This is a genomic window from Tistrella mobilis (genome assembly GCF_039634785.1).
Lineage (GTDB): Bacteria > Pseudomonadota > Alphaproteobacteria > Tistrellales > Tistrellaceae > Tistrella > Tistrella mobilis.
The window spans coordinates 37,995-62,775 of the sequence record NZ_JBBIAB010000021.1; the positions used below are offsets into that span (position 1 = coordinate 37,995).

Sequence of the window (24,781 nt, forward strand, 5' to 3'; positions counted from 1 at the left end):
CCGCCGGTCTCAGCCCCGGGCAAGCAGCAGTGTGAAAGCCCGGCGTGCCGGGCTGAGCACGGCCGGGGCCGTGAACGGATCATGACCCGCCCGTGCCAGCCGTGCCAGATGCACCCGGGCGAGCGCCGCCTGCCCCGCCACAGGCCGTGGCAGGCGGCCGGCCTTGCGGGCATCGGCGATCAGCCCCCCGGCACGCCCGGCGAGATCTGCGACCATGGTCGTAATCGCTGCCGTCACCGCCTGGTCGCGCAGATGCGGCTCGATCACCTGGCCGGTCCCCAGCCCGGCCGCCGCCATCCGGTCCCGGGGCAACAGCACCCGGCGGCGGCGCGCCTGGTGCGGCAGGGCCCTGAGCACACCCGCCAGGCCAAAGCCAGTGCCGACCGCCTCGGCCGCATCCAGCCGCACGCCATCGGTTACCCCCAGCACCCTCGCCTGCAACCGCGCCAGCTGTCCCGCCGTGTCGCGGGCATAGGCTTCAACCGCAGCGGCATCGGCAAAGGGGGTCGGTTCGAAATCCGCCTCGCGGGCATCGATCATCCGCTCCAGCCGGTCCCGCGGCAGATCATGGGCCGCGATCGCCGGGGCCAGAAGATCGATCACCTGATGGCGCCGCGGCGTGCCGGCCTCGATTCCGTCCAGGGCCTCGCGCCACCATTGCAGGCGGATGGCGCCGATCATGGTTTCGCTCACCACCTCGGCGGTCTTCGCGGTCTCGAAAGCAAAGCCGAGCAGGGCGACCAGATCGGCACGCCGCTCCGGATCGGCCAGCATCAGGCAGGCGAAACGATCCGGATCCAGCCGGGTCAGCTCTTCCGCACTCGCCGTCAATGCCGCTGCGCGTTCGGTATCGGAAACCGTGGTCATCCGTCTCTCCGGGCCGGGCGTGGGAGCCGAAGCATGCTCCGGCGGGTTTTGGCCGACCATATAGGCTTCGGGGGCTCCACCGCAAACCGCGTGATGCTATTCTGAAGACGCGCAACCTTCCTCATCCCGGATCCCTTCCCTGCCGGAGACCCGCCGCCGATGACGGCTGATGCCGATCCACGCCCATCCGCCGTCGCTACCCGTCTGACCGTGGCGTCCGCCGCCCCTGACCGGGTAACCCTGCCGGTGCGCGCGCTGGCCGCGGGGCGCGAGGATTTTCCCGTGCTGGGGATGGCCGCCCCTCCCGGGCCGGGCCGGGCGGCGGTTCAGGCCTTCTACCGGGCAGCACGGCGGCTCGACGACATCGCCGACGACCGCAACCTGCCGAAGGCCGACCGCCACGCCGCCATTACCGCCTTCATGGATGGTCTGGAAGGGGACGGGCAGCCGCAGCTGACGGCGACGCCGGCCGCCGACGAACTGCGCCGGCTTGCGGCCGGGGCGGCCGCCGCCTTCGCACAGGCTGGCATCGACATCACCCCGCTGCGCGATCTGGCCGAAGCCTCGCGCCGCGATGTCGACGGGTTCGTTCCGGCAGACTGGGCGGCACTCGACGACCATTGCCGGCTGTCGGCCGCGCCGGTCGCCCGCGTGTTGATGGCGGTGTCCGGCGACCAGGATCCCGCCCGTCGCCGGGCCGGCGACGATCTGGCCGTCGCCCTTCAATTGCTGAACCACATTCGCGATCTGGGGGCAGATTATCGCACCGCCGGCCGGGTCTGGCTGCCGGGCAGCTGGCTGGCCGATGCAGGGCTCGGCGCCGCGGCGCTGGGTGCGCCCGCGGCACCGCCGCGCCTGCTCGCCGCGATCGGGCGGTTGCTGGAAGCGGTGGACGAGCTGCTCGACCGGGCGCGGCCGCTGCTCGCCACACCGGTGCGCCGACTGCGCATTCAGGCTGCCCTCACGCTCGGCATAGCGCGCCGCCATCGGCGCCGCTTCACCGGTGCCGACCCCCTGGCCCGGCGCATCCGACCGCGCCGCCGCGATTGGGCAGGTGCCCTTGCCGATGCCGGCCTCGCGGCCCTGCGGGTGCCGGGGCCCGAGAGCCAGACCGCCGGCAGCAGCTTCGGCATGGCCATCCGCCTGATGCCGTCGGATGGCCGACCGGCCATGCAGGCCCTCTATGCCGTCAGCCGGCTGGTCGACGACATTGCCGACGGCCATGCACCCGCTGGCCGGCGGCGGCAGCTTCTGGACGCGATCGATGCGGATCTGCTGGCCCTTGGTGCCGACCATGCACCGACCGGGCCCGATGCGGCGCTGCTCAACGATGCTGTCCGCCGCCATCATCTGCCGGTCGACGCCCTTCGACAGATCGTCGCCGGCTGCCTGAGCGATTGCAGCGATCATCCCGGTGGTGCCCCTGCCTGGGCGGATCTGTTGCGCTACGCCGATCGCGTGGCCGGTGCCGTCGGCGAGGCCGCCCTGGTGGCCTTCGGTGTCCCCCAGTCTGCAGGCCGGGCCTATGCCCGTCATCTGGGCCGGGCGCTCCAGCTGACCAATATTCTGCGCGACATCGACGAGGATGCGATCCACGGGCGGATCTACCTGCCGGCAGAGGCCCTGATGGCCGCCGGTGCCGATCCACGCGCGGCCCCCGTGGTCATCGCCGAAGGGCCAGCACGCCTGCCCGCCGCACGCGCCCTTGGCCGTGCTGCCCGCGACGCCTTTGCTGCCGCAGATGCCGCCCTGCCCGATGATCCGCATCTGCGCCGCCGTCTGCGCCCGGCCATGGCCATGGCCGATGCCTATCGCGGCCTGTTGGCGGTGCTGGAGGCGCGGCGCTTCGCCGCCCTGCCCCCGGATCTGCGCCGGCAGTTGAAACGGCGGGCAGTCCGCGCGGCCCTGCGCCACGCCGTGCTTGCCCGGATCGGCGGCTGACCGCCTTGCCCGCTCGTCCCCCGCGCCCGACCCGCGTCCTCGTTGCCGGCGCCGGCATTGCCGGCCTCGCCGCGGCACTCGATCTGGCCGAAGCCGGGCTGACGGTCGATCTGCTGGAGACGGCGCCCCAGGCCGGCGGCCGTTGCCGGTCTTTCGACGACCCGGTCACCGGCCATCGGCTGGACAACGGCACCCATGTGCTGCTCGGCGCCAATCCGGCCGCGCTCGATTTCGTGCGCAAGGTCGGCGGGCGGTTTCGCGAGTTGCCGGCCATCTATCCCGCGGTCGCCCTTGATGGCCCCGGCGGCGAGGTCACCGGCCGACACGAAATCCGGCTCGGCAGCCCGATGCAGTTGATGCGCAGCCTGGGGCTCGGTGCGGGCGATCTGCTGGCCCTTGCCGGCCTTCTGCTCGACGGCCGCGTGAACGGCCCGCTCGGGACAGCCCGCCCCGGCCTGCTCTCGCGCAAGCTCGGTCAGGCGGTGCTGGCTCCGCTGGTCCGCGCCGCGCTCAACATCGATCCCGCGGCGGCCGATGCCCGGCTGGTCGCCCGCATGCTTCGCCGGCTTGCGCTCGCCGGCCCCCGCGGCTTCCGGCTGCACCTGGCCGAAGGCGGGCTGGACACCGCCTTGATCGCCCCGTCCGTCGCGCATTTGCGGGCACTGGGCGTCCGCCTGCATCCGACCACGCCGCTCGACCGGCTGCCGCCGCCCGATCCCGACCGGATGATCGTGCTGGCCCTGCCGCCGGCGGCCGCCCGCCGCCTGCTGCCCAACATCACGGTACCCCGCACCAGCTCCGCCATCCTGAACATCCACTACGCCCCGGATCAGCTGCCCCCCGGCATGCCAGAGGCGCTGATGGTGACAGGCGGGATGGCCGACTGGATCTTTCATCGGGACGGCATCCTGTCCATCACCACCAGCGCCGCAGATGCGCTGATGGACCGGCCGGCAGAGGTGCTGGCGGCAACCGGCTGGGCGGAAATCCGGGCCTGCCTCGCCATGGCCGGGCTCCCGGCCGCGATGCCGCCGGTCCGGGTTGTGAAAGAGAAGCGGGCGACCATGCGCCACAATCCGGGCGGCGAGGCGCTGCGCCCGGGCCCTGTCGATCGCACCCGCCCCCGGCCGGATGTCGTGCTTGCCGGCGACTGGACCGCCACCGGCCTGCCGGCCACGATCGAAGGCGCGGTGGTCTCGGGGCAGCGGGCGGCAGCGGCCGTGCTTCGCCGTCGCTGATCCGGCGCACCATCGGTACATAACAACCCGTGACATGTCGAAGGCAGCCCTTGGCCCGGGCCGCGACTCGCCCCATATTCGGGCGGAACGGTGATCCGGGCGCCGCCTGCAGGCGGAACCGGGTGGCTGTTGAAGGGGTTTCGCCGGAAAGGCCCTGCCTCGTCCCATTCCGGTCCGGTGGTGAGCTGCCGGCGGTTGGCCCACCGAAGGTTGGCCCAGCGACAGTTGGCACGGGGCGGCATTTCGCGGTATCACCCCATCGGGCTCCTCCCGACGGCATGCCGGCCTGCGGCATGTGGCCGGCGGGAGCCTGTCATCCGGCGGCAGCCCACGACAAGAGGGGTCCGCCGCCTGGGCATAATGACAATTGAGGACGAGGATCGTCATGGCGTTCGAACTTCCCGCCCTGCCCTACGACAAGACCGCTCTGGAGCCGCATATCTCGGCCCAGACCTTCGAGTTCCATCACGGCAAGCACCACAACACCTATGTCGTGAACCTCAACAAGCTGGTCGAGGGCACCGATCTCGCCGACGCCAGCCTCGAGGACATCATCGTCAAGAGCCGCAGCGATGCGGCGAAGGCCGGCGTGTTCAACAACGCCGCGCAGGTGTGGAACCACACCTTCTTCTGGAATTCGATGAAGCCGAATGGCGGCGGCGCCCCCTCGGGCGATCTTGCCAAGCGCATCGATGCCGATTTCGGCGGCCTCGACAAGTTCAAGGAGGCGTTCAAGAACGCCGCCACCACCCAGTTCGGCTCGGGCTGGGCCTGGCTGGTGGTGAAGGACGGCAAGCTCGAGGTCGTGAAGACCGGCAATGCCGAGACCCCGGTCGGCACCGGCGCCACGCCGCTGCTCACCATCGACGTCTGGGAGCATGCCTACTACCTCGACTATCAGAACCGTCGCCCGGATTTCGTCCAGTCCTTCCTGGACAATCTGGTGAACTGGGACTTCGCAGCCGAGAACCTCGCCAAGGCCTGATCCGGCCGGCGCAGGTTGTCCTGCATATGAAAACCCCCGCCCGGCAGCTCCGGGCGGGGGTTTTCGTTTGGCGCCGTTCTGTGGTCAGAGAACGATCAGGGCGGCCGCCGCCTTGCGGTCTTCCATGGTCATGACGTTGTAGGTGCGGGCGGCGGCGCCGGTGTCCATGCCTTCGACACCGATGCCGGCGGCCTTCAGCGCCTCGCGCAGCGGCCGCGGCACCAGCTGGGTGCGCGGGCCACAGCCGATGATCAGCACTTCGACCGCCCCGGCACGGCCGGCGGCCAGCACCGGCTCCAGGCTGTCGACCGAGGCGGTGGCGAGATCCGCCACCTGCCAGGCCTCGACCACACCCGGCATCACCAGCACCGAGTGCGGAAAAATCTCGCCGCCGATACGGAAACGGCCTTCCGCATAGCCCTGCACCACCTTGGCGCCGTCGGCGAGCTTGGGGGTCAGGTCCATCATCGGTGGAATACTCCGGTCTGAGGGGAAATGGGCTGGACGGTGGCGGCGTCAGGCCTTCACCTCGGCCTCCGCCTCCCCGTCACCGCTGCCATCGGTGCCCACACGGCCCCGCTGGCGCTTCTGCAGGTTCAGATAGACCAGGATCGGCACCGCGATGAAGATCGTGGAATAGGTGCCGATGAACACGCCCGCGATCATCGCGAAGGTGAAGCCCGCAAGCGCGGAGCCGGCCACGAAGTAGAGCGCGAACAGCGCGATCAGCGTGGTGAACCCGGTCATGATCGTCCGCGACAACGTATCGTTGAGCGCCCGGTTCAGCAGCTCCAGGATCGTCATGTCGCGGTACTTGCGCAGATTTTCGCGCACCCGGTCGAAGATGACCACCGTGTCGTTCAGCGAATAGCCGATGATCGTCAGCACCGCCGCGACACTGGTGAGATTGAACTCATAGCCGGTCACCGCATACATGCCGATGGTCATGATCACGTCGTGGAACAGGGCCGCGACGGCGCCCACGCCGAACTGCCATTCGAAGCGGAACCAGACATAAATCATCATCGCCGCAATCGCGACCACGAAGGCGATCACCGCCCCTTCGATCAGTTCCTGACCCACTTTCGGGCCGACGAATTCGGCACGCTGGATCTGGATATTCGGGTCGACTTTCTCGGACAGGGTCTGGCGCAGCGCCTCGACCATCCGCCCCTGGGCGTCGCCTTCGCCGGCATCCTGGCCAAGGCGGATCAGCACGGCGTTGTCGGCCCCGAAATTCTGCAGCGACACATCGCCGAAGCTGCCGTCGCCCAGCGCTTCGCGCATCGCCCCCAGATCGGCGGGGCCGGAGGTCTCGACCTCGACCAGCACACCGCCGGTGAAGTCGATGCCGAAATTCAGCCCCTTGCCGACCACCAGACCGATGGTGGCGATCGTCAGAAGGGCGGTGAAGACCAGGGCCGCGATCCGGTAGCGCAGGAAGTCGATATTGGTCTTGCCGGGGTGGAGCGAGAACTTGAACATGTGATCGATCCCGGCGCGGTCAGAGGGCAAGGGTCTTCGGACGCGCCCGATGCAGCCAGCTGGCCACAAGCAGACGGGTCACGAACACGGCGCTGAACAACGTGGTCAGAATGCCGATCGACAGCGTGACCGCGAAACCCTTGACGGGTCCCGAGCCGAACTGGAACAGCAGTGCCGCGGCAATCAGCGTGGTGAGGTTGCTGTCGATGATGGTGGTCATCGCACCCTTGAAGCCCGCCTCCACCGCGGCGATCACCGATCGTCCGGCAGCGCGTTCCTCGCGGATCCGCTCATAAATCAGCACATTGGCGTCGACCGCCATGCCCATCGTCAGCACGATGCCGGCAATGCCCGGCAGGGTCAGCGTCGCCTGCAGGGCCGACAGGGCGCCCAGCAGCAGCACCAGATTGGCGAGCAGTGCCACATCGGCGTAAAGGCCGAGACGACGGTAGTAGAGCGCCATGAAGGCGATGACCAGAACGAAGGCCAGCACGCTCGCGAATTCGCCGCGGGCAATGGCGTCGGCACCCAGATCGGGCCCGACCGTGCGCTCTTCGATCACGGTCAGCGGTGCGGGCAGCGCACCGGCACGCAGCAGAACGGCCAGATTGTTGGCTTCCTGAACCGTGAAGGTGCCGGAGATGACGCCCGAACCGCCCAGAATGGGCTCGCGGATCACCGGCGCGCTGATCACCTTGTCGTCGAGGACGATGGCGAGGTTGCGGCCGACATTCTGCTGGGTGGCCTCGCCGAAGCGGCGGGCACCGACGCTGTCGAAGCGGAAGCTCACCACCGGCTCGTTGTTCTGGAAGCTGGGCTGGCTGTCGGTCAGGCGTTCGCCCGACACCAGAACCCGGCGCTGGACCACATATTTGGTCGGCTGGCCACCCGGGCCGGTGCCGTCCAGCAGTTCCGAACCCGGCGGCAGCCGCCCGCCCGAGAGCACCTCGGCCGCGCTGACCGTGGGGTCGAGCAGGCGGAAGCTCATCTTGGCGGTGGTGCCGAGCAGGGCCTTGATTTCGCCCGGATTCTCGACGCCCGGCAGCTGAACGATGATCCGGTCGTCGCCCTGGCGCTGAATCGAGCTTTCGCGGGTGCCGAGTTCATCGACGCGCCGGCGCACGACCTCGATCGACTGGGCGAGCGTCTGGTCGCGGCGATGGGCGATCTCGGCCTCGGTGAAGGTGGCGCGGATCACCCCGCCATCGGTCGACACGTCGAGGCCGGCATTCAGGCCGCGCATCGCATCCGCGATCTTGCCGGCATCGGCGGCATCGCGTGCCCGGACCACGATGGCGTCGCCGTCGACGCCGATCGCGGCATAACCGGTTCCGTCCTCGCGCAGCTTCGAGCGCACATCATCGGCAACCGAGGCCAGGCGCTCGCGCAGCACCGCCCCCATCTCGACTTCGAGCAGCAGGTGCGAGCCGCCACGCAGATCCAGCCCCAGGCTGAGGCGCTGTTTGGGCAACCAGTCGGGCAGCGCGTCGAGCGTCTGCCGGCCGATCAGGTTCGGAGCGGTGAAGAGAACGCCGATCAGGCAGATGCCGATGATCAGCGCCGTCTTCCACTTGGCGAATTGCAGCATGGATACCGTCGTCTGGGCGGAAGGCAGTGAGGCGGCCGGGAAGCGGACCTCGGGGAGACGTCTTATCGGGAAGGCCGCCGCCGGATACCTCCGGCGGCGGCCTGGTCGTCACTTCCCGCTCTTCTCGGTGTCGGCGTCGGCGTCGTCGGCCTCGTCGGCCTCCTTGCCCTTACGGCCCGAGCGGGCCGGCTCGGTCGCCGCGATCTTGTCGGTGATGGTGTGGCGCATCACCTTCACGCGCACGTCGGGCGCGATCTCGAGCGTGGCATAGGTGTCGTCATCGACCTTGGCGATCGTGCCGACGATGCCGCCCGCGGTCACCACACGGTCGCCGCGACGCAGCGCCGAGATCATCTCGCGGTGCTGCTTGGCCTTCTTCTGCTGCGGCCGGATCAGCAGGAAATAGAAGACGACGAAGATCAGGAGCAGCGGCAGCAGCTGCATGAGCATGCCGGCACCGCCGTCGGCACCGGCGGCCTGCGCATAGGCCGGAGAGATGAGCATCGATACGTCCCCGTGGGTATATATTGCGTTGGCAAGAGGAGGCCGCAGCCGCAAACCGGCTCCGGCGCAGTCGTGAGCGGACTATAGCGGTGCCCCGCAGCTTTGCAAAGCGAACCCGGCGGTCAGGGGACCGGGCCGGTACCGCGGTGTGGGGGTCCCCATCGTGGCCCGCCGCTTGGGCCTGCATCATCGACGCGATATAACACCGCCTCACTGCCCCCTGTCCGACATCCGCCTGCAGGATCCTGCCCCGATGACCGATACCGCCTCTGCTTCCCCCGACCTTCTGTCGGTGCTCGACCGCATCGCCTCGGCACTGGAGCGCATGGCCCCGCCGCCGGCCGCCGCGATCGATCTGGATGCCGCCGACGCCTTCGTCTGGGTCTCGACCAATCGCAGCCTGCAGCCGGTCCCCCGGGTCTCGCGGGTCGATATCGGCCTGCTTGAAGGCGTGAACCTCGCCCGCGATCAGCTGCTCGAGAACACCCGGCGTTTCGCCGCCGGCCTGCCGGCCAACAATGCCCTGCTCTGGGGTGCGCGCGGCATGGGCAAAAGCTCGCTGGTCAAGGCGGTGCACGCTAAGATCGTGGCCGAGACGCCGGCCGACCACCGGCCGATCAAGCTGATCGAAATCCACCGCGAAGACATTTCGCAGCTGCCCGACCTGCTGGCGGTTCTGCGCGGGGGCGATACCCGCGCGCTGCTGTTCTGCGACGATCTGTCTTTCGATCACGACGATACCGACTACAAGTCGCTGAAGGCCGTGCTCGACGGCGGCATCGAAGGCCGGCCCGACGAGGTGCTGTTCTACGCCACCTCCAACCGCCGCCATCTGATGCCGCGCGACATGATCGACAACGAGCGCTCGACGGCGATCAACCCGTCGGAAGCGATCGAAGAAAAGGTCTCGCTCTCCGACCGTTTCGGCCTCTGGCTCGGCTTCCATGCCTGCGATCAGAAGACCTATCTGGCGATGGTGCACGGCTATGTCGCCGCCTATGGCCTGGGCGCCGGGGATGTCGATGTGGAGCGGGAGGCCGTCGCCTGGGCCCAGACGCGCGGCGGCCGGTCGGGCCGTGTGGCCTGGCAGTATATCCAGGATCTGGCCGGCCGGCTGGGCCGTCAGCTGGAAACCCGCAAGGGCTGAACCACCCGAAGGGCCGCGCTTGACGCGGCCCGCTTTTGATGGTCCTGTTAAGTCAGTTGACTAACTAAAACTGGACGAACCACCGGCATGCGCCTCCCTGCCCGAGACCGCCGTGAGCGTCTGGCGCGAGCGGCGGCTGATCTCTTCCATGAACGGGGATATGATGCCGTCAGCCTGCGGGACATCGCCGCCCGGGCCGGCGTGCCGGCCGGTGCCGTGTTCTATCATTTCCCGACCAAGGCAGCCCTTGCGACGGTGGCGGCCGATGCGCAACTAAACCGGGCGGAGGAGATTCTGGCCCGGGCGGCCGAGGGCCGGTCTCCGGAAGAGCGGCTGACGATCATCGCAACCGGGCTGGCCGCCGGTGCACCCCTCGCCGCACGCCATGGCTGCCCGATCCAGCGGCTGGCCCGCGACCTGGCCAATGGCGGCGAGGCGGAGCGCGCCGCCCGCGAGACATGCATCCGGGCAGCAACCCTGTTGCGCACCAGCGTGGCCGCCGAACTGACGGCGGGCGGTATCGACGCAGACAGGGCGGACATCGCTGCCCGCGATTTCACCGCACGCTGGGCCGGCAGCGCCGTTCTCGCCTTTCTCGCCGGCGATCCCGCGCCGATGACCGATGGGATCGCCGCAGCCCTCAACGACCTCAGGACGCTGCTGTCCTCAGGGTCAAGATGAAGGACACCCCCATGAGACGCATCGTCGTCACCGGTATCGGCGTGGTCTCGCCGCTCGGTCAGGGCGCGCCCACGGTCTGGCGGCGCCTGATCGAGGGGCGCTCGGGCATTCGCGCCCTGCCCGAGACCATGGTCCAGGATCTGCCGGCGAAGATCGCCGGCGTGGTGCCGGATGCAGCCGAGGATGCCGAGGGCGGTTTCGATCCCGCCCGCACGGTGCCGCCCAAAGACCACAAGAAGATGGACCGCTTCATCCTGCTCGCCCTGGCCGCCGCCGAAGAGGCACTGGGCCAGGCCGGCTGGCTGGAGGCGTCACAGGCGGAACGCGATCGCACCGCCACCATCATCGGCACCGGCGTCGGCGGCCTGCCCGCCATGGCAGAGGCCGTGCGCACCACCGACGGCAAGGGTCCGCGGCGGCTTTCTCCCTTCACCGTTCCGTCCTTCCTGCCCAACATGGCGGCCGGTCAGGTTTCGATCCGCTTCGGGCTGCGTGGCCCGCTCGGCGCGCCGGTGACCGCCTGCGCCGCCAGTGTCCAGGCGATCGGCGATGCCGCCCGACTGATCCAGTCCGGCGAGGCGGATATTGCCCTGGCCGGCGGCGCCGAAGGCAGCATCGACCGGGTCAGCCTTGGTGGCTTTGCAGCTGCCCGCGCCCTCTCGACCGGCTTCAACGATCGCCCGGCCGAAGCCTCCCGGCCCTTCGATGCGGCGCGCGACGGTTTCGTGATGGGTGAAGGTGCTGCCATGCTGGTCATCGAGGCACTGGATCATGCCCTGGCTCGCGGCGCGGTTCCGATCGCCGAACTTACCGGCTATGGCACCAGCGCCGATGCTCATCACATGACCGCGGCCCCGGAAGACGGTGAAGGCGCCCAGCGGGCGATGCGGGCCGCACTCGCCTCTGCCCGTCTCGATCCGAAAGAGATCGGCTATCTGAACGCACACGCGACCTCGACACCGGTCGGCGACGCCGGCGAACTGGCGGCAATCCGGGCGGTGTTCGGCGAGGGCGCCGGCGTGTCGATCTCGTCAACCAAATCGGCCACCGGCCATCTGCTCGGTGCCGCCGGTGCGATCGAGGCGATGTTCTCGGTGCTGGCGCTGCGCGACGGCATTCTGCCGCCGACGCTGAACCTCACCGATCCCGACCCTGCGGCGGCAAGGCTGGACCTGATCGGGCCCGAGGCCCGGCACCGCTCCGTCGATCATGTGCTGTCAAACGGCTTCGGCTTCGGTGGCGTCAACGCCTCGGTGATCTTCAGCCGCTATCGCTGACAGCCGGCCCCATCATCGACACCCCAGCCTGCCCCGGCTCATCGCCGGGGCAGATAACGTTCGGGATCAACGGCTTCGCGGCCCCGGCGCAGCTCGAAATGCAGCTGCGGCTGATCGACATTGCCGCTGGAGCCGACCCGGGCGATCACCTCGCCCTGCTTCACCCGCTGGCCGCGATCCACCAGCACCGCCTGGGCATGGGCATAGGCAGTCAGCCAGTTGCCGCCATGGCGGATCAGCAGCATATTGCCGAAGCCCTTCAGGTCGCTGCCGGCATAGACCACCACGCCATCGGCGGCCGCGCGGATCGGCGTGCCGCGCGGTGCCTGGATGTTGACGCCGTCATTGTGCAGACCGCCGGCCTTGTCGCCATAGCCCGAAACGACCCGGCCGTTGACCGGCCAGACGAAGCGTTTCGGCGCCGGCCCCAGATCGCCGGTGTCCACGGGCTTGGCCTTCACCGGCGCAGGCGCCGGTTCAGCCGCCGGCTGGGCCGGCTCAGGCGTGGCCACAGGTGCCGGTTCCGCCTTTGGCGGTTCCACCGGTGCCGGAGCCGGCTGCGGCGCCGGTTCTGCAGGTGCCGCGGGGGGCGGCGTGGCGTCTTCCGCAGGTGGGGCAAGCGTCACCGGCGCGCCACCGGTCGCGGGCTCGCCGGCCGAAGCCGGCGCCGTCGTCGTGACGGGTGCCACCGTCGTCGATGCGGCGGATGTGGTCTCGGTTCCGGGCGGCGGCAGGGGAGCGGACGAGATGCCAGTGCCGCCGGTGGCAGCGGTTCCCGCGGATGCGACGGCCGTGCCGCCGACCGCGGGCGACACCGAAATCGTCTCTGCCCCCTCGATCCGGGTCGAAGGCGGCCGGCCTTCCGGCCCCGCCGCAGCCACGGCCGCCGCCGCGGCCCGGGTCCCCGGCCCCTGCCCTTCAGGCACGACCAGGCGCTGGCCCGGCACCACGGGATAGGGCGGCTGCAATCCGTTTGCCTGGGCAAGCGCCGTCATCTCCACACCATAGGCCCGCGAAATGCCGTAGAGCGTCTCGTTCTGGCGTACGGTATGGATGCGGTTCGCCGGCAGCACCAGCCGGTTGCCGGGATAGATGGTATAGGGCGGTTGCAGATGATTCGCTTCGATCAGCGCCCGCAACGGCACATTGTTGCGCCGGGCAATGGCATACAGCGTATCGCCCCGCTCCACGACGATCTCGCTCGCCCCGGCGGGAAGCGCGATCCCCGCAGGCTGGGCACCGCGAAAATCGACCGGCGCCGGCTCGTCGCGCCCGGCACAGGCGGCAACAAGAAGCACGAGCGCCGCTGCGGCGGCATGGCGAAAGGACAGGCTGGGTCTGATCATGGCGGCCCCGTTCATGGCGCGCCCAGTCTAAGCCGCATGTCGCACTGCGGCAACGGAAGCGTGATCCGGCACAAGCCGCCAGCGCGTCTCAACCCGCCGGCGAGCCCGGATCATCTTCGCGCGGCACGCCGGGCATCAGCGGCACGAAACGGACGCGGGCAATCTCGACGTCGTCGACGCCATCTTCGTTGCGGATCAGCTTCATCAGGCGCTGTTCGCGGCCATGGGCGCCGACCGGCATCACCATCAGCCCGCCGATCGCCAGCTGATCGAGCAGGTCTTCGGGCACTTCGTCCGAAGCGGCAGTGACGATGATCCGGTCGAAGGGCGCCTGTTCCGGCCAGCCCCGCATGCCGTCGCCGATCCGGTTGACGACATTATGCATCGCCAGCTCGCCGAAGCGGGCCTGTGCCTCCCGCGCCAGGCTGCGATGACGCTCGACCGTATAGACCCGGCGGGCCAGCCGCGACAGGATAGCGGTCTGGTAGCCAGATCCCGTGCCGATCTCCAGCACCTTGTGCCGGTCGCCCAGCTCCAGGGCCTGGGTCATCAGCGCCACCACCTCGGGCTGGCTGATGGTCTGGCCCTGCCCGATGGGCAGGGCGCGATTGGCATAGGCCTTGGGCACCAGAGGTGTCGGCACGAAGATCTCGCGCGGCACCGTCTCGATGGCCTTCAGCACCCGCGTGTCGGTGATGCCCGCCGAACGCAGCTGCATCAACAGCTTGATCTTCGCTTCGGCGAGCGTCTCCATCGTCAGGCTCCCAGCACGTCCTCGAGCGCGCCCATATAGTCGCGGGCGGTCAGGTCGATATGCAGCGGAGTAACCGAGATGGCGCCCTTGCGGATCACCGACAGATCGGTGCCTTCGGTCTCGTGACCGTCGCGGCGCAGGCCGCCGATCCAGTAATAGGGCACGCCACGCGGGTCGCGGCCTTCGACGATCATTTCCCCCAGAACGCGCTGTCCCTGGGAGACGACCTTCACCCCGGTCACCGCCTCGGGCTCGACCGGCGGGTAGTTGACGTTGACCAGCACGCCCCTGGGCCATTTGGTGGCGATCAGCTTCTCGACCAGCGCGGGGCCATGAGCACGAGCCGTGCGCCACGGCACATCCTGCGGATCGACGAAAACCTGGCTCATCGCGATCGCCTGCAGGCCCAGCAGCGTGGCTTCCTTGGCGGCGGCGATGGTGCCGGAATAGTGCACATCCTCGGCCAGATTGGCGCCCCGATTGACACCCGAGAGCACCAGATCCGGCGCGGTCTCGTGCATCAGCCGGCGGGTGGCGATCAGCACGCAATCGGTGGGGGTGCCGCTGACGCCATAGCGCCTGTCCGCGATCTTGCGCACGCGGAGCGGGTTATGGATGGTCAGCGAATGCGACACGCCGCTCTGATCGGTCTCGGGTGCGACGACCCAGACGTCGTCGGACAGCTCGCGCGCGATCTGCTCCAGGATCGCGATCCCGGGGGCGTTGATGCCGTCGTCGTTGCTGATCAGGATGCGCACGTGCCGAACTCCTTGAGGATCGGGAAAGCCGGGCTTGGATACCCGTTCTTGGCTTTCATGGGAAGTGCCGCCGATGCAATCGGCGGCACTCGTTTCCGGTATTCCGGTATGATGTGATGCGTGTCGCCTGCAGGGGACAGGCGAACGGATCAGGCGCCGACGATCTCGGCACCGCCCAGATAGGGGCGCAGCGCCTCCGGGATGCGGATGCTGCCATCCGCCTGCTGATGGTTCTCGACCAGCGCAATCAATGCGCGACCGACCGCCACACCCGAGCCGTTGAGCGTGTGAACGAAGCGGGTCTCGCGCTCGCCGGCCTTGCGGCAGCGGGCCTTCATCCGCCGCGCCTGGAAATCGCGGGTGTTCGAGACGCTGGAGATTTCGCGATAGGTGTTCTGCGCCGGCACCCAGACTTCGATGTCGTGGGTGCGCGCTGCGGCAAAGCCCGTATCGCCCGAACACAGCACCACCACCCGATAGGGCAATTCCAGCAGTTGGAGAACCTTCTCGGCGCAGGCCGTCATGTACTCCTGTTCGTCGCGCGAAGCTTCGGCGGTGGTGATGGACACCATCTCCACCTTCGAGAACTGATGCTGACGGAGCATGCCGCGGGTATCACGACCGGCGGAGCCGGCTTCCGATCGGAAACAGGGGGTCAGCGCGGTCAGCCGCAGCGGCAGGGCCGCCTCGTCCAGGATCTCGCCGGCCACCAGATTGGTCAGCGGCACCTCGGAAGTGGGGATCAGCCAGCGGTCATCGGTGGTGCGGAACAGGTCCTCGGCGAATTTGGGCAGCTGGCCGGTGCCGTAGAGGGCATCGGTGCCGACCAGAAGCGGCGGCTGAACCTCGATGAAGCCATGCGTGCCGGTGTGCAGGTCCAGCATGAACTGCGCAAGCGCCCGCTCCAGCCGTGCCATCTGGCCGGCCAGAACCACGAAGCGCGCGCCCGAAAGCCTGGCCGCCCGCTCGAAATCCATCGCGTTCAGCACCGGGCCGGCAGCCATCATCTCGCCCAGTTCATAATGGGCGCGCGGCGCGAAATCGAAGGCGCGGGGCGTGCCCCAGCGGCGCAGCTCGACATTCGCGGTCTCGTCCGGCCCGTCGGGCACGTCCGCATCCAGATGGTTGGGCAGGCTGGAGAGCGCATCGTCGAGTTCGCGGCCAAGCGCCGCCTCTTCGGCCTCCAGCTCGGGCATTCGTTCCTTGATCGCCTGAACCTCGGCGACCAGGGCCGCGGCATCGCCGCCGGTGCGCTTGATCTGGCCGATTTCCTTCGAGGCGACATTGCGCCGGGTCTGCAATTCCTGCAGCTCTCGGATCAGGGCGCGGCGCCGTTCATCGAGCGCCACGAGACGCTCCGACGACGCATCGAGGCCACGACGAGCAAGGGCGGCGTCGAAGGCGTCGGGCGCATCGCGCAGAAGGCGTATGTCGTGCATTGGTTCGCTCGCTGAATGAACGATGGTTCCGGAAACGACGAAGGGCGCGCCGGCCATCTGGCCGAAGCGCGCCCATCTAACGGCCCCGATCCCTTCGGGTCAAGCGCCGCTGTCGTCCTTGTCGGCGAGCGTCGCGGCGAGTTCCGCCTCCTCGGCCTTCTCCCGCTCTGCCCGCGCCCTCTCGATCCGCCGCGCGATGAAGATCGAAATTTCATAGAGGACCAGCAGCGGCACGGCCAGAGAGCACTGGCTGATCAGATCCGGCGGGGTCATCACCGCCGCGGCCAGGAAGACGATGACGATCGCAAACCGGCGCTTCTTGGCCAGGGCTTCGGCGCTCACCAGCCCGGCACGCACCAGCAGGCTCAAGGCCACCGGCAGCTGGAAGGCCAGACCGAAGGCGAAGATCAGCGCCAGCACCAGCGACAGATACTGATCGACCTTCGCCTCGAGCTCGATCGCCATATTGGTTTCGCTGCCGGTGGTCTGGAAGCCGGCGAAGAAGCCCCAGGCGAGCGGAAAGACGAAGTAATAGGCGAGCGCCGCACCGAGCACGAACAGGAACGGCGTGGCGATCAGGAAGGGCATGAACGCCTTGCGCTCGTTCCGGTAGAGCCCCGGCGCCACGAACATGTAGAGCTGGGAGGCGATGATCGGAAACGAGATGAACAGCGCGGCATAGAACGAGACCTTCACATAGGTGAAGAACGCCTCGGTCAGGCCGGTGTAGATCAGGCGCTTGTCGTGGCCGAGCACCTTGGCGAGGGGCTCGACCAGGAAGCCGAAGATGTCCTCGGCGAACATGTAGCAGACGCCGAAGGCGATCAGCAGCGCCACGACCGAATAGATCAGCCGGTTGCGAAGCTCGATCAGATGCTCGAGCAGCGGCGCTTTGGAGTTCTCGACCTCGTCGTCATCGTCATGGGTCGCCATGAAGCGTCAGGCCTTCGGGGTGGTGGCATCGTCGGGTACCGCATCCGGCGCGGCCGGCTTCGGTCCGACCGGTGCGGCGGGCGTGGCATCCGTCGGTGCCGCAGGTGCGGGAGCCGAAGATGCGGGCGCCGGAGATGCAGGAGCCGGATGGGCGGCAGCCGGGGCCGCGGCAGGCGTCGTCGCATCCGCAGCCGCGGGCTTCGCGGCCGGGGCGTCATCATCCAGACGAACCGGAGATGTCGCCCGCTCCAGCGCGCCATCGGGATCGATCGCCCTGCGGGTCGCCTCGCCCATGTCGAAGCGCGACGCCTTCTCGGCCCGGTCGCGCAGCTCCTTGAGTTCGGATTCGCGCAGAACCTCGTCAACGCTCGACTGGAATTCGCGCGCCATCCGCCTCAGCCGTCCCATCCAGACGCCGGCCGCACGCAAAGCGACGGGCAGGTCCTTCGGGCCGATCACGATCAGGGCGACGACGAACACCAGGGCGAGTTCCGCCCAGCCGATGTCGAACATGGAGTCACGCAGACGGACGCAGCAGCCTGCGTCCGCTCCTCGAATGCGTCACCGGATCAGGCCTTCGGGCCGCTGACCTCATCACGACGGACCTCGTCCGCCATGCGCGCATCCTGCGGCTTGTTCAGCACTTTCGGATCCTGAGACGACGAGCTGTTGTTCTCGGTCTCCTCGTCCTTCATGCCGGCCTTGAAGCTCTTGATGCCCTTGGCCACGTCGCCCATCACCCGCGGCAGCTTGCCTGCCCCGAACAGGATCAGGACCAGAACCAGGATCAGGACGATCTGCCAAATACCGATGCTCATCGGGTACCCCTCCTCCGCAGTCCCCCGGACTGCCTAATCGTGCGGCGCATGATGGCAGAAGCACGGGGGCTGTGCAATGCAGCCGTCAGCGCCCATCCGCCGCGAATACGAAAGTCTGGCCCAGGTCGAGAGCCAGCCTGAGACGATCGCCCCGGCCATGGCGCGGCACACCGCCGAGCCGCAGCCCCAACCGGCCGGGCCAGCCCGCAACCCGTATCCCCAGCGCCGTCACCGGCCCGAGCGCCCGGACCTCGACGACCTCGGCCTCGATCACCCCGGCCGCATCCTCGATCAACGCCTCGGGCCGGATCATCACCGTCACCGTGGTACCGTCGGCGATGCCCGGCGCCGGCAACGGACCGAGCGGCGTTGAGACCCGGCCGCCCGCAACCCGCAGGCTGATGGCGTTCAGTTCGCCGAAAAGTCTGGCAACGAACGGTGTTGCCGGCGCCTGATAAAGTTCCGTGGCATGTCCCGCCTGTACGATCCGACCGCCATTCATCACCGCGATCCGATCGCCCATGCGCAGGGCTTCATCCGGATCATGGGTCACCATCAGGGCGGCGGCGCCCACCTCGCGCAGCACCGCCAGGGTATCGGCGCACAGCCGGTCGCGCAGCGCGATGTCGAGCCCCGAGAACGGTTCGTCCAGCAGCATCACCTGCGGCTCGGGCGCCAGCGCCCGGGCCAGGGCCACGCGCTGCTGTTCGCCACCCGACATCATATGGGGGTAGTCCCCTCCCCGACCGCCGAGCCCGACCAGATCGAGCAGGGCCTCGCTCCGCCGGCGGCGTTCGGCGGCACCGGCCTGTCTCAGGCCGAAGCCGACATTGTCGCGCACGGTCAGGTGTGGAAACAGGGCGTAATCCTGGAAGACCAGCCCCACCCCCCGGGCTTCGGGCTTCACCGCACGGCCCGGCTCGGCCACTGTCCGGCCATCGATGATCACCCGGCCGTGCTGCACGTCTTCAAGCCCCGCCGCAAGCCGCAGACAGGTGGTCTTGCCGCAGCCCGACGGGCCCAGCAGGCACAGGATTTCGCCCGCCGCAATACCGACCGAGACATGGTCGACCGCCACCCGCCCGTCATAGGCATGGACGATGTCGTCTAGGATCAGTCGCGAAGGCGTGGTGGAGGACGGGTTCATCAATTCCGGGCACCGGGACGGGACCGGGCGATCGCCCGGGACAACAGGATCACCGGCAGGATGCCGGCGGCGACGATGGTGAGAGCGGGCAGAGAGGCATCGGCGAGGCGTTCATCGCCGGCCAGTTCATAGGTGCGCATGGCCAGCGTGCCGATGCCGAAGGGCCGGAGGATCAGGGTCGCCGGCAGTTCTTTCAGCACATCGACGAAAACCAGCAGCGCCGCGGTCAGCAGGCCGCCCGAAACCAGCGGCGCATGAACCCGGACCAGCGTCGCCCCGGGTCCCAGGCCGAAGACCCGCGCGGCATCATCCATCGACGCCGTCACCTTGCCGAGGCTCGCCTCCACCGTGTTCAGCGACACCGCCAGGAAGCGGACCATATAGGCGTAAAGCAGGCCGACGAGCGTGCCGGTCAGAACCAGGCCCGGATTGCCGAGACCAAGGGCACGGGCGAGGTCGATGATCACCCCGTCAGCCGCCGCCAGGGGGACCACGATCCCGACCGCGATCACCGCCCCCGGCACGGCATAACCCATGGCCGCCACCCGCGCCGCCAATGCCGAGGCACGACCGGGGGCCAGCCTGCGGGCATAGGCGACGACCAGGGCCGCCGCCACCGCCATCACCGCCGCTGCGGTCGCCAGCAGCAGGCTGGTGACCACAAGGCGCGGAAAGCCGCTGCCGGAATCGAGCCGCGAGGTCAGCGCCCACCAGCCGAGCGCCGCGGCCGGGATCAGAAAACCGCACAGGATCGGCAGGGCGCAGGCCGCGACGGCCCCCGCCTTGCGCAGGCCGCGGAGCTGCCAGCCCGGCAGCGGCCGATAGCGGCGCGAGGTGTGGTGGAAGCGCCGTTCGCCGCGGCTCGCCCGCTCCAGCAGCACCAGGATCAGCACCACCGAAAGCAGCACCGCAGCCAACTGCGCCGCGGCGGCCCGCTCCCCCAGGCCGAACCAGGTGCGGTAGATGCCGGTGGTGAAGGTATCGACGGCGAAATAATCGACCGTGCCGAAATCCGCCAGCACCTCCATCAGCGCCAGGCTGACGCCGGTAACGATCGCGGGACGGGCCAGCGGCAGGGCGATACGCCGGAAGCAGGACCAGGGGCCATTGCCAAGCGTGCGGCCGATCTCCAGCACGCACATCGACTGTTCAAGAAAGGCCGCCCGGGCGAGCAGATAGACGTAAGGGTAGAGCACCAGCGTCATCACCACGATGGCGCCACCCAGGCTGCGGATCTGCGGAAACCAGTAGTCGCGGCGGCTGGTGGCGCCGATCAGGAGACGCAACGTCTCCTGCACCGGCCCGGAATAGTCGAGCAGGCCGGAATAGGTATAGGCGATAACATAGGCCGGCACCGCCATCGGCAGCAGCAGCGCCCATTCGAAACTCCGCCGCCCGGGAAAGCGGCACATGGTCACCAGCCAGGCCGTGCCCACACCCAGCGTCAGCGTACCGGCACCCACCCCGAGCGCCAGCCAGAGAGTATTGACCAGATACCGGCCAAGCACGGTGTCGATCAGATGGGACCAGACGGCGAGATCGGGGGTGAGCCCTGCGCTCAGCACCACCACAACCGGTACCGCCACCAGCGCCGCCAGCAGCATCGCCGCAAGCGGCCAGGCCAACCCGCCCCGCCCGCCGCGACGGGCCTGCAGGACCGGTGCTACAGCGGCGCGGCCGGCCGCGGGCGGCTCGTCCTCCGGTTTGCCTGCATAGATGGTGGCCATGGGGCGGATACGCCTCCGTCAGCTGCCGTGGGTGCCAGGCGTCCTGCCTGTGGGGCATGTCGCGATCGTGACTGCGACACATCCGCAGCCCCGGGATCGAAGATGGGTACACGTCACCCGGCGATGGATCAAGTATTGCCGGCCTGAAACGATGAAAGGGGGCCGCGACACTGCCGCCACGGCCCCCTTTCCGGAACGTTGCTGCCTGGTGGATCAGCGCCAGCCGGCGCGGTCCATGATCTCCACGGCCTGACGGTTCAGCTCACCCAGGCGGGTGATCGCCACGGTGTCTTCCTTGAACGGCCCCCAGGACTGGATGATCGCCGAGGACGGCACGCCGGGCCGCACCGGGAACTCCTGGTTCACTTCGGCGTAGAACTTCTGAGCCTCTTCCGAGACCAGGAATTCCAGCAGCTTGACCGCCGCCTCACGATTGGGTGCGGTCTTGACCACACCGGCGCCCGAAACGTTGACGTGGGTGCCGCGGCCGTCCTGATTGGGGAAGAACACGGCCACCTTCTCGGCAGCCGCCTTCTGGGCCTCGTCCTTGCCGGCGAGCATGCCGCCCAGATAGTAGGTGTTGACCACCGCGATATCGGCCTCGCCCGAGGCGACCGCACCAATCTGGTCGCGGTCGCCGCCCTGCGGCTTGCGGGCAAAATTCTCCACCAGCCCCTTCGCCCATTCCTCGGTCTTCTCGGGCCCGTTGGCCACGATCATGGCCGCGGTCAGCGACTGGTTGTAGGTGTTGCTCGACGAGCGGATGGCGAGACGCCCCTTCCACACCGGGTCGGCGAGCTGTTCGTAGGTCGACAGCTCTTCGGGCTTCACCCGATCCTTGGCGTAGACGACCACACGCGCGCGCTTCGACAGGCCGAACCAGGCATTGTCGCTGTCACGCAGATGCGCCGGCACCGCCTCTTCCAGCACCTTGGACGAGACGGGCTGGAAGATGCCTGCTTCCTTCGCCTGCTCCAGCCGCGCCACGTCGACGGTCAGCAGAATGTCGGCGGGGCTGTTCTCCCCCTCGGCCTGGATGCGCGCCAGCAGCTTTTCACCGCTGTCGGAGAGCAGGTTCACCTTGATGCCGGTTTCGGCGGTGAAGGTGTCGAGGATCGGGCGGATCAGCTGTTCCTGGCGCGCCGAGTAGAGGTTGACCTCTGCAGCGGACGCCGCCGGGCCGGCGACCAGCAGGGCAAGGGCCGCGGCAGCGCCGCCGATGCTGCCGAACAGGCGATGACGGGCGGGACGGCGAAACATGTCGGTCATGGCAGTCTCGTCGATAAGCGGGGCAGGCGGAATCCGGGCCGCCGGGCCCAAGGCGCCGGCGACGTGCGATTGCGAATTCCTATCAGCTCTTGCCTATCATTCCGGAAGCGTCGCTTCAAGCGCGGGTGAGACTGATTTGCGATACGCGGCGATTCGCCGCCCTGCGATATCGGCCGTCGGATTTCGTGGAGTTCGCCGTTTACAGCACAGCCCTGCATGGAGATACTGCGACGCGAAAGGATCGTTCCACGGCCTTCTGGTGTACAGAAGCGCACAGTGCAACATGTATGTCCTTTCCCCACCTGATCGGGACGCGATCTACGCTCCTGCCCGGCGCAAGTGCTCCCGCCTGATCGACGAGGCGCCTTCGCGATGACCATCCGCTGCCTTCGTACCGCCCGCCTCGGGCGGATCCGTCTGCACAGCATCTTCCTGGCCGGTCTCATGGCAGGCATGTTTGCGGTCGCACTCCCTTCGGGCGAGGCCCGCGCCCAGGACGCCACACGATCTTCATGTCGATCGGCCGTGCAGACCCTGGCGAAGCTGGTGGCCGATCCGCCGCGGCGGGATCGTCGCGTCGCCGATTACATCGCGGCGCGTCAGCATCTGGATCGCGCCAACCGCGCCTGCGACGGCAATCAGGGGGAACGCGCGATGGCGGAGGCCGATGCCGGCATCCGGCGTCTGGCCCCCGATCTCCGCGGCGGTGTGCTGCGCTAAGCCGGCACCTGCGGCTCAGATCCCCTCGCCCGGCAGCACATCATCCACAGGCCGCAGCCGGATCAGAACCTTGTCGATCCGGCGGCCATCCATGTCGACGACTTCGAAGCGGATGTCCTGCCAGTCGAAGACGTCGCCGGCCACCGGCACCCGCTCCATATGCCAGAGCAGGAAACCGGCGAGGGTCGCGTAGTCTCCTTCGCCGTGAAGGTCCTGACGGTCGAGCAGGCGCTCCACCTCGCCGATCGCCATCCGGCCATCGGCAAGCCAGCCGCCCTCGGGCCGCGCAACCGCCGCAGGCCGGTCATCATCCCAACCCAGCGCGGTCTCACCCGCGATCGCCGACAGGATGTCGGTGGCGGTGACGACGCCCTCGACACCGCCATATTCATCGACCACCAGGGCCATCGGCTCACGTTCATCGCGGAGCATGGCGATCATTTTCAACAGCGGCACCGCTTCATGCACCACCAGCACCGGCCGGGCAAGCGTCGCCATATCGGGGGTGCCGCCGGCCAGCACGACATCCAGGATGTCGCGCGTGGCGACGATGCCTACCGGCTCGTCCAGGCTGCCGCGGGCAACCGGATAGCGAGAGCGCGCGCTGCCCGAGATCCGGTCCAGCTGTTCGCCGAAAGGCCGGTCGGCATCCAGCCAGATGACGTCGTGGCGCGGGGTCATCACGGTGCGCACCGGCCGGTCGTCGAGGGCAAAAACGCTGTCGATCAGGTTCTGTTCGGCACGATCGATGGCACCACTGTCCGCCCCTTCGCGAACCATGGCCCGGATCTCGTCCTCGGTGACCGCTTCGGCCGAGGCGGTGTTGACCCTGAGCAGCTTCAATCCGCCTTCGGTCGACACACGCAGCAGCCAGATCGCCGGGGTGGCGATCACCGCCAGCACCGACATCGGCCGCGCCACCGCCATGGCGATCGTCGTGGCATGGGCAAGCGCCAGCCGCTTCGGGATCAATTCTCCCACCACCAGAGACACATAGGTGACGCCGGCGACGACAAGGCCCACGGCCACCGGCCGCGCATGGGGCTCGAAGCCCGGAATGGTCGCCAGCATATCGGCCAGCGGCCCGGCGAGGGTGGCGCCGGAATAGGCACCGGCCAGCACGCCCACGAGGGTGATGCCGATCTGCACGGTGGACAGGAACCGGGTCGGGTCGTCGGCGAGCCGCAATGCGGCGGCTGCCGACCGGTCACCGGCCGAGGCCCGCTCCATCAGCCGCGGGCGGCGGGCGGAGACCAGGGCCATTTCCGACATCGCGAAAACCGCATTCAGCAGGATCAGCGCGAAGACGATCAGTATTTCGAAGATCACGACGGTGCGACGTTGCTCATGGCCCGGCGGCGGCGCCGGCGGCTCTTGGCCAGGATGTTGAGACCTTCGACCAGCGCCGAGAAGGCGATGGCGAAGTAGAGATAGCCCTTCGGTATATGGAAATGCAGCCCGTCTGCGATCAAGGCCACGCCCACCAGAAGCAGGAAGGACAGGCAAAGCATTTTCACAGACTGATGCCGCTCCACGAAACGGCCGACCGGGGCGGCGGCCACGATCATCACGATCATGGCCGCGATCACCGCGGCCACCATGACCGGCAGATGCTGCGCCATGCCGACCGCCGTGATCACGCTGTCGAGCGAAAACACGATGTCGAGCAGGGCAATCTGTACCACGGCAGCGGCGAGGCTGAGATGGATCTTCGGTTCCCCTGCCCCGTGCTCTTCATCGCCGTCCACCGTGTGGTGGATCTCGGTCGTGGCCTTGGCGAGCAGGAACAGGCCGCCGGCGATCAGGATCACATCCCGCCAGGACAGGGCGAAGCCCCAGACGTCCACCAGCGGTGCAGTCAGGCCGGCCACCCACGAGATGGCCGCCAGCAGGATCAGCCGGGTGACGAGGGCCAGCGCCAGCCCCACCCGCCGGGCGGTGTCCCGCCGTTCAGGGGCCACCCGTCCGGCGATGATCTGGACGAAGAGAAGGTTGTCGATACCGAGGACGATCTCCAGCACCGCGAGGGTGAGGAAGCTGAGAATGACCTGCGGATCGGTGAGCAGATCGAGCATGGAGCCCGTGCGCCTTCCTGAAACAAGAACATGCCGTTGCGGTCAGCATAACCGTCGGAGCCCTGACGGCGATGCCGACAAT

Annotated in this window: 24 protein-coding genes; 7 read left to right on the plus strand and 17 right to left on the minus strand. The window is 68.5% G+C overall.

The features are described from left to right. Window positions 1–9: 9 nt before the first annotated feature. The gene (locus tag WI697_RS22405; RefSeq protein ID WP_345959983.1) at window positions 10–867 is read right to left on the minus strand and encodes a phytoene/squalene synthase family protein; all 858 of its coding nucleotides are present in this window, start codon (window positions 865–867) and stop codon (window positions 10–12) included. Window positions 868–1,026: 159 nt separating this feature from the next. Between WI697_RS22405 and WI697_RS22410 the strand changes: the two genes are divergently transcribed. The 3 genes from WI697_RS22410 (at window position 1,027) to WI697_RS22420 (ending at window position 5,031) form a co-directional block, all read left to right on the plus strand. Next, window positions 1,027–2,808: a squalene/phytoene synthase family protein gene (locus WI697_RS22410; RefSeq protein WP_345959984.1), complete on the plus strand. Its 1,782-nt coding sequence runs from the start codon at window positions 1,027–1,029 to the stop codon at window positions 2,806–2,808. 5 nt (window positions 2,809–2,813) lie between these two features. Then, window positions 2,814–4,046, plus strand: coding sequence for a hydroxysqualene dehydroxylase (locus tag WI697_RS22415; protein WP_345959985.1), 1,233 nt, complete (start codon window positions 2,814–2,816; stop codon window positions 4,044–4,046). A gap of 385 nt (window positions 4,047–4,431) precedes the next feature. Continuing rightward, entirely contained in the window at window positions 4,432–5,031 is a 600-nt protein-coding gene (locus tag WI697_RS22420; protein WP_345959986.1) for a superoxide dismutase, read from the plus strand. A gap of 84 nt (window positions 5,032–5,115) precedes the next feature. Here WI697_RS22420 and WI697_RS22425 read toward each other — a convergent pair whose 3' ends face one another. The 4 genes from WI697_RS22425 to yajC form a co-directional block, all read right to left on the minus strand. Next, window positions 5,116–5,499: an Mth938-like domain-containing protein gene (locus WI697_RS22425; protein WP_014745066.1), complete on the minus strand. Its 384-nt coding sequence runs from the start codon at window positions 5,497–5,499 to the stop codon at window positions 5,116–5,118. A 48-nt stretch (window positions 5,500–5,547) separates the two neighbouring features. Next, a complete protein-coding gene (secF, locus tag WI697_RS22430) occupies window positions 5,548–6,516 on the minus strand; it encodes a protein translocase subunit SecF (protein ID WP_345959987.1) in 969 nt (322 codons plus the stop codon). 19 nt (window positions 6,517–6,535) lie between these two features. Then, window positions 6,536–8,104: a protein translocase subunit SecD gene (gene secD / locus WI697_RS22435; protein WP_062761320.1), complete on the minus strand. Its 1,569-nt coding sequence runs from the start codon at window positions 8,102–8,104 to the stop codon at window positions 6,536–6,538. 108 nt (window positions 8,105–8,212) lie between these two features. Beyond that, on the minus strand, window positions 8,213–8,608 hold the full coding sequence (gene yajC / locus WI697_RS22440; protein ID WP_345959988.1) for a preprotein translocase subunit YajC: 396 nt from the start codon (window positions 8,606–8,608) through the stop codon (window positions 8,213–8,215). Between the two features lie 253 nt (window positions 8,609–8,861). On the opposite strand from yajC, the gene WI697_RS22445 reads away from it, so the two are divergent. The 3 genes from WI697_RS22445 (at window position 8,862) to fabF (ending at window position 11,713) form a co-directional block, all read left to right on the plus strand. Next, the gene (locus WI697_RS22445) at window positions 8,862–9,755 is read left to right on the plus strand and encodes an ATP-binding protein (RefSeq protein WP_345959989.1); all 894 of its coding nucleotides are present in this window, start codon (window positions 8,862–8,864) and stop codon (window positions 9,753–9,755) included. Window positions 9,756–9,842: 87 nt separating this feature from the next. Beyond that, the gene (locus WI697_RS22450; protein WP_345959990.1) at window positions 9,843–10,436 is read left to right on the plus strand and encodes a TetR/AcrR family transcriptional regulator; all 594 of its coding nucleotides are present in this window, start codon (window positions 9,843–9,845) and stop codon (window positions 10,434–10,436) included. 11 nt (window positions 10,437–10,447) lie between these two features. Continuing rightward, window positions 10,448–11,713, plus strand: a complete 1,266-nt coding sequence (gene fabF / locus WI697_RS22455) for a beta-ketoacyl-ACP synthase II (RefSeq protein ID WP_345959991.1) — start codon at window positions 10,448–10,450, stop codon at window positions 11,711–11,713. 38 nt (window positions 11,714–11,751) lie between these two features. Here the strand turns inward: fabF and WI697_RS22460 are convergent, their stop codons facing one another. From WI697_RS22460 to WI697_RS22505, 10 genes are all read right to left on the minus strand, one after another. Next, window positions 11,752–13,059, minus strand: coding sequence for a peptidoglycan DD-metalloendopeptidase family protein (locus tag WI697_RS22460; RefSeq protein ID WP_345959992.1), 1,308 nt, complete (start codon window positions 13,057–13,059; stop codon window positions 11,752–11,754). Window positions 13,060–13,147: 88 nt separating this feature from the next. Continuing rightward, a complete protein-coding gene (locus tag WI697_RS22465) occupies window positions 13,148–13,813 on the minus strand; it encodes a protein-L-isoaspartate(D-aspartate) O-methyltransferase (protein ID WP_345959993.1) in 666 nt (221 codons plus the stop codon). 2 nt (window positions 13,814–13,815) lie between these two features. Next, window positions 13,816–14,571, minus strand: coding sequence for a 5'/3'-nucleotidase SurE (gene surE, locus WI697_RS22470; protein WP_062761326.1), 756 nt, complete (start codon window positions 14,569–14,571; stop codon window positions 13,816–13,818). Between the two features lie 149 nt (window positions 14,572–14,720). After that, complete coding sequence (gene serS, locus WI697_RS22475; RefSeq protein ID WP_345959994.1) at window positions 14,721–16,010, minus strand: serine--tRNA ligase; 1,290 nt, start codon at window positions 16,008–16,010, stop codon at window positions 14,721–14,723. Between the two features lie 99 nt (window positions 16,011–16,109). Continuing rightward, a complete protein-coding gene (gene tatC / locus WI697_RS22480; RefSeq protein ID WP_062761328.1) occupies window positions 16,110–16,943 on the minus strand; it encodes a twin-arginine translocase subunit TatC in 834 nt (277 codons plus the stop codon). Between the two features lie 6 nt (window positions 16,944–16,949). Continuing rightward, on the minus strand, window positions 16,950–17,456 hold the full coding sequence (gene tatB / locus WI697_RS22485; protein WP_345959995.1) for a Sec-independent protein translocase protein TatB: 507 nt from the start codon (window positions 17,454–17,456) through the stop codon (window positions 16,950–16,952). 56 nt (window positions 17,457–17,512) lie between these two features. Continuing rightward, window positions 17,513–17,761, minus strand: a complete 249-nt coding sequence (gene tatA, locus WI697_RS22490) for a twin-arginine translocase TatA/TatE family subunit (protein ID WP_014745053.1) — start codon at window positions 17,759–17,761, stop codon at window positions 17,513–17,515. Window positions 17,762–17,846: 85 nt separating this feature from the next. Next, the gene (locus WI697_RS22495) at window positions 17,847–18,908 is read right to left on the minus strand and encodes an ABC transporter ATP-binding protein (protein ID WP_345959996.1); all 1,062 of its coding nucleotides are present in this window, start codon (window positions 18,906–18,908) and stop codon (window positions 17,847–17,849) included. Continuing rightward, window positions 18,908–20,635, minus strand: coding sequence for an ABC transporter permease (locus WI697_RS22500; RefSeq protein WP_345959997.1), 1,728 nt, complete (start codon window positions 20,633–20,635; stop codon window positions 18,908–18,910). Before WI697_RS22500 ends, WI697_RS22495 begins: the two co-directional genes overlap by 1 nt. Before the next feature lie 213 nt (window positions 20,636–20,848). Further along, complete coding sequence (locus WI697_RS22505; RefSeq protein WP_345959998.1) at window positions 20,849–21,904, minus strand: Fe(3+) ABC transporter substrate-binding protein; 1,056 nt, start codon at window positions 21,902–21,904, stop codon at window positions 20,849–20,851. Between the two features lie 372 nt (window positions 21,905–22,276). Between WI697_RS22505 and WI697_RS22510 the strand changes: the two genes are divergently transcribed. Further along, complete coding sequence (locus WI697_RS22510) at window positions 22,277–22,624, plus strand: hypothetical protein (protein ID WP_345959999.1); 348 nt, start codon at window positions 22,277–22,279, stop codon at window positions 22,622–22,624. Between the two features lie 15 nt (window positions 22,625–22,639). Here WI697_RS22510 and WI697_RS22515 read toward each other — a convergent pair whose 3' ends face one another. Together WI697_RS22515 and WI697_RS22520 are read right to left on the minus strand one after the other, a co-directional pair. After that, complete coding sequence (locus tag WI697_RS22515) at window positions 22,640–23,953, minus strand: hemolysin family protein (protein ID WP_062761333.1); 1,314 nt, start codon at window positions 23,951–23,953, stop codon at window positions 22,640–22,642. Continuing rightward, a complete protein-coding gene (locus WI697_RS22520; protein ID WP_345960000.1) occupies window positions 23,950–24,699 on the minus strand; it encodes a TerC family protein in 750 nt (249 codons plus the stop codon). Before WI697_RS22520 ends, WI697_RS22515 begins: the two co-directional genes overlap by 4 nt. Between the last annotated feature and the right edge of the window lie 82 nt (window positions 24,700–24,781).

What these genes read in the sequence shown, in the direction of transcription:
- WI697_RS22505 (WP_345959998.1), bottom strand. Translation starts at nt 21,904, where the DNA reads ATGACCGACATGTTTCGCCGTCCCGCCCGTCATCGCCTGTTCGGCAGC.
- tatA (WP_014745053.1), bottom strand. Translation starts at nt 17,761, where the DNA reads ATGAGCATCGGTATTTGGCAGATCGTCCTGATCCTGGTTCTGGTCCTG.
- WI697_RS22450 (WP_345959990.1), top strand. Translation starts at nt 9,843, where the DNA reads ATGCGCCTCCCTGCCCGAGACCGCCGTGAGCGTCTGGCGCGAGCGGCG.
- secD (WP_062761320.1), bottom strand. Translation starts at nt 8,104, where the DNA reads ATGCTGCAATTCGCCAAGTGGAAGACGGCGCTGATCATCGGCATCTGC.
- WI697_RS22405 (WP_345959983.1), bottom strand. Translation starts at nt 867, where the DNA reads ATGACCACGGTTTCCGATACCGAACGCGCAGCGGCATTGACGGCGAGT.
- yajC (WP_345959988.1), bottom strand. Translation starts at nt 8,608, where the DNA reads ATGCTCATCTCTCCGGCCTATGCGCAGGCCGCCGGTGCCGACGGCGGT.
- WI697_RS22500 (WP_345959997.1), bottom strand. Translation starts at nt 20,635, where the DNA reads ATGGCCACCATCTATGCAGGCAAACCGGAGGACGAGCCGCCCGCGGCC.
- WI697_RS22420 (WP_345959986.1), top strand. Translation starts at nt 4,432, where the DNA reads ATGGCGTTCGAACTTCCCGCCCTGCCCTACGACAAGACCGCTCTGGAG.
- WI697_RS22510 (WP_345959999.1), top strand. Translation starts at nt 22,277, where the DNA reads ATGACCATCCGCTGCCTTCGTACCGCCCGCCTCGGGCGGATCCGTCTG.
- WI697_RS22460 (WP_345959992.1), bottom strand. Translation starts at nt 13,059, where the DNA reads ATGATCAGACCCAGCCTGTCCTTTCGCCATGCCGCCGCAGCGGCGCTC.
- secF (WP_345959987.1), bottom strand. Translation starts at nt 6,516, where the DNA reads ATGTTCAAGTTCTCGCTCCACCCCGGCAAGACCAATATCGACTTCCTG.
- WI697_RS22465 (WP_345959993.1), bottom strand. Translation starts at nt 13,813, where the DNA reads ATGGAGACGCTCGCCGAAGCGAAGATCAAGCTGTTGATGCAGCTGCGT.
- WI697_RS22425 (WP_014745066.1), bottom strand. Translation starts at nt 5,499, where the DNA reads ATGATGGACCTGACCCCCAAGCTCGCCGACGGCGCCAAGGTGGTGCAG.
- fabF (WP_345959991.1), top strand. Translation starts at nt 10,448, where the DNA reads ATGAGACGCATCGTCGTCACCGGTATCGGCGTGGTCTCGCCGCTCGGT.
- serS (WP_345959994.1), bottom strand. Translation starts at nt 16,010, where the DNA reads ATGCACGACATACGCCTTCTGCGCGATGCGCCCGACGCCTTCGACGCC.
- tatC (WP_062761328.1), bottom strand. Translation starts at nt 16,943, where the DNA reads ATGGCGACCCATGACGATGACGACGAGGTCGAGAACTCCAAAGCGCCG.
- WI697_RS22520 (WP_345960000.1), bottom strand. Translation starts at nt 24,699, where the DNA reads ATGCTCGATCTGCTCACCGATCCGCAGGTCATTCTCAGCTTCCTCACC.
- tatB (WP_345959995.1), bottom strand. Translation starts at nt 17,456, where the DNA reads ATGTTCGACATCGGCTGGGCGGAACTCGCCCTGGTGTTCGTCGTCGCC.
- WI697_RS22495 (WP_345959996.1), bottom strand. Translation starts at nt 18,908, where the DNA reads ATGAACCCGTCCTCCACCACGCCTTCGCGACTGATCCTAGACGACATC.
- WI697_RS22445 (WP_345959989.1), top strand. Translation starts at nt 8,862, where the DNA reads ATGACCGATACCGCCTCTGCTTCCCCCGACCTTCTGTCGGTGCTCGAC.
- WI697_RS22410 (WP_345959984.1), top strand. Translation starts at nt 1,027, where the DNA reads ATGACGGCTGATGCCGATCCACGCCCATCCGCCGTCGCTACCCGTCTG.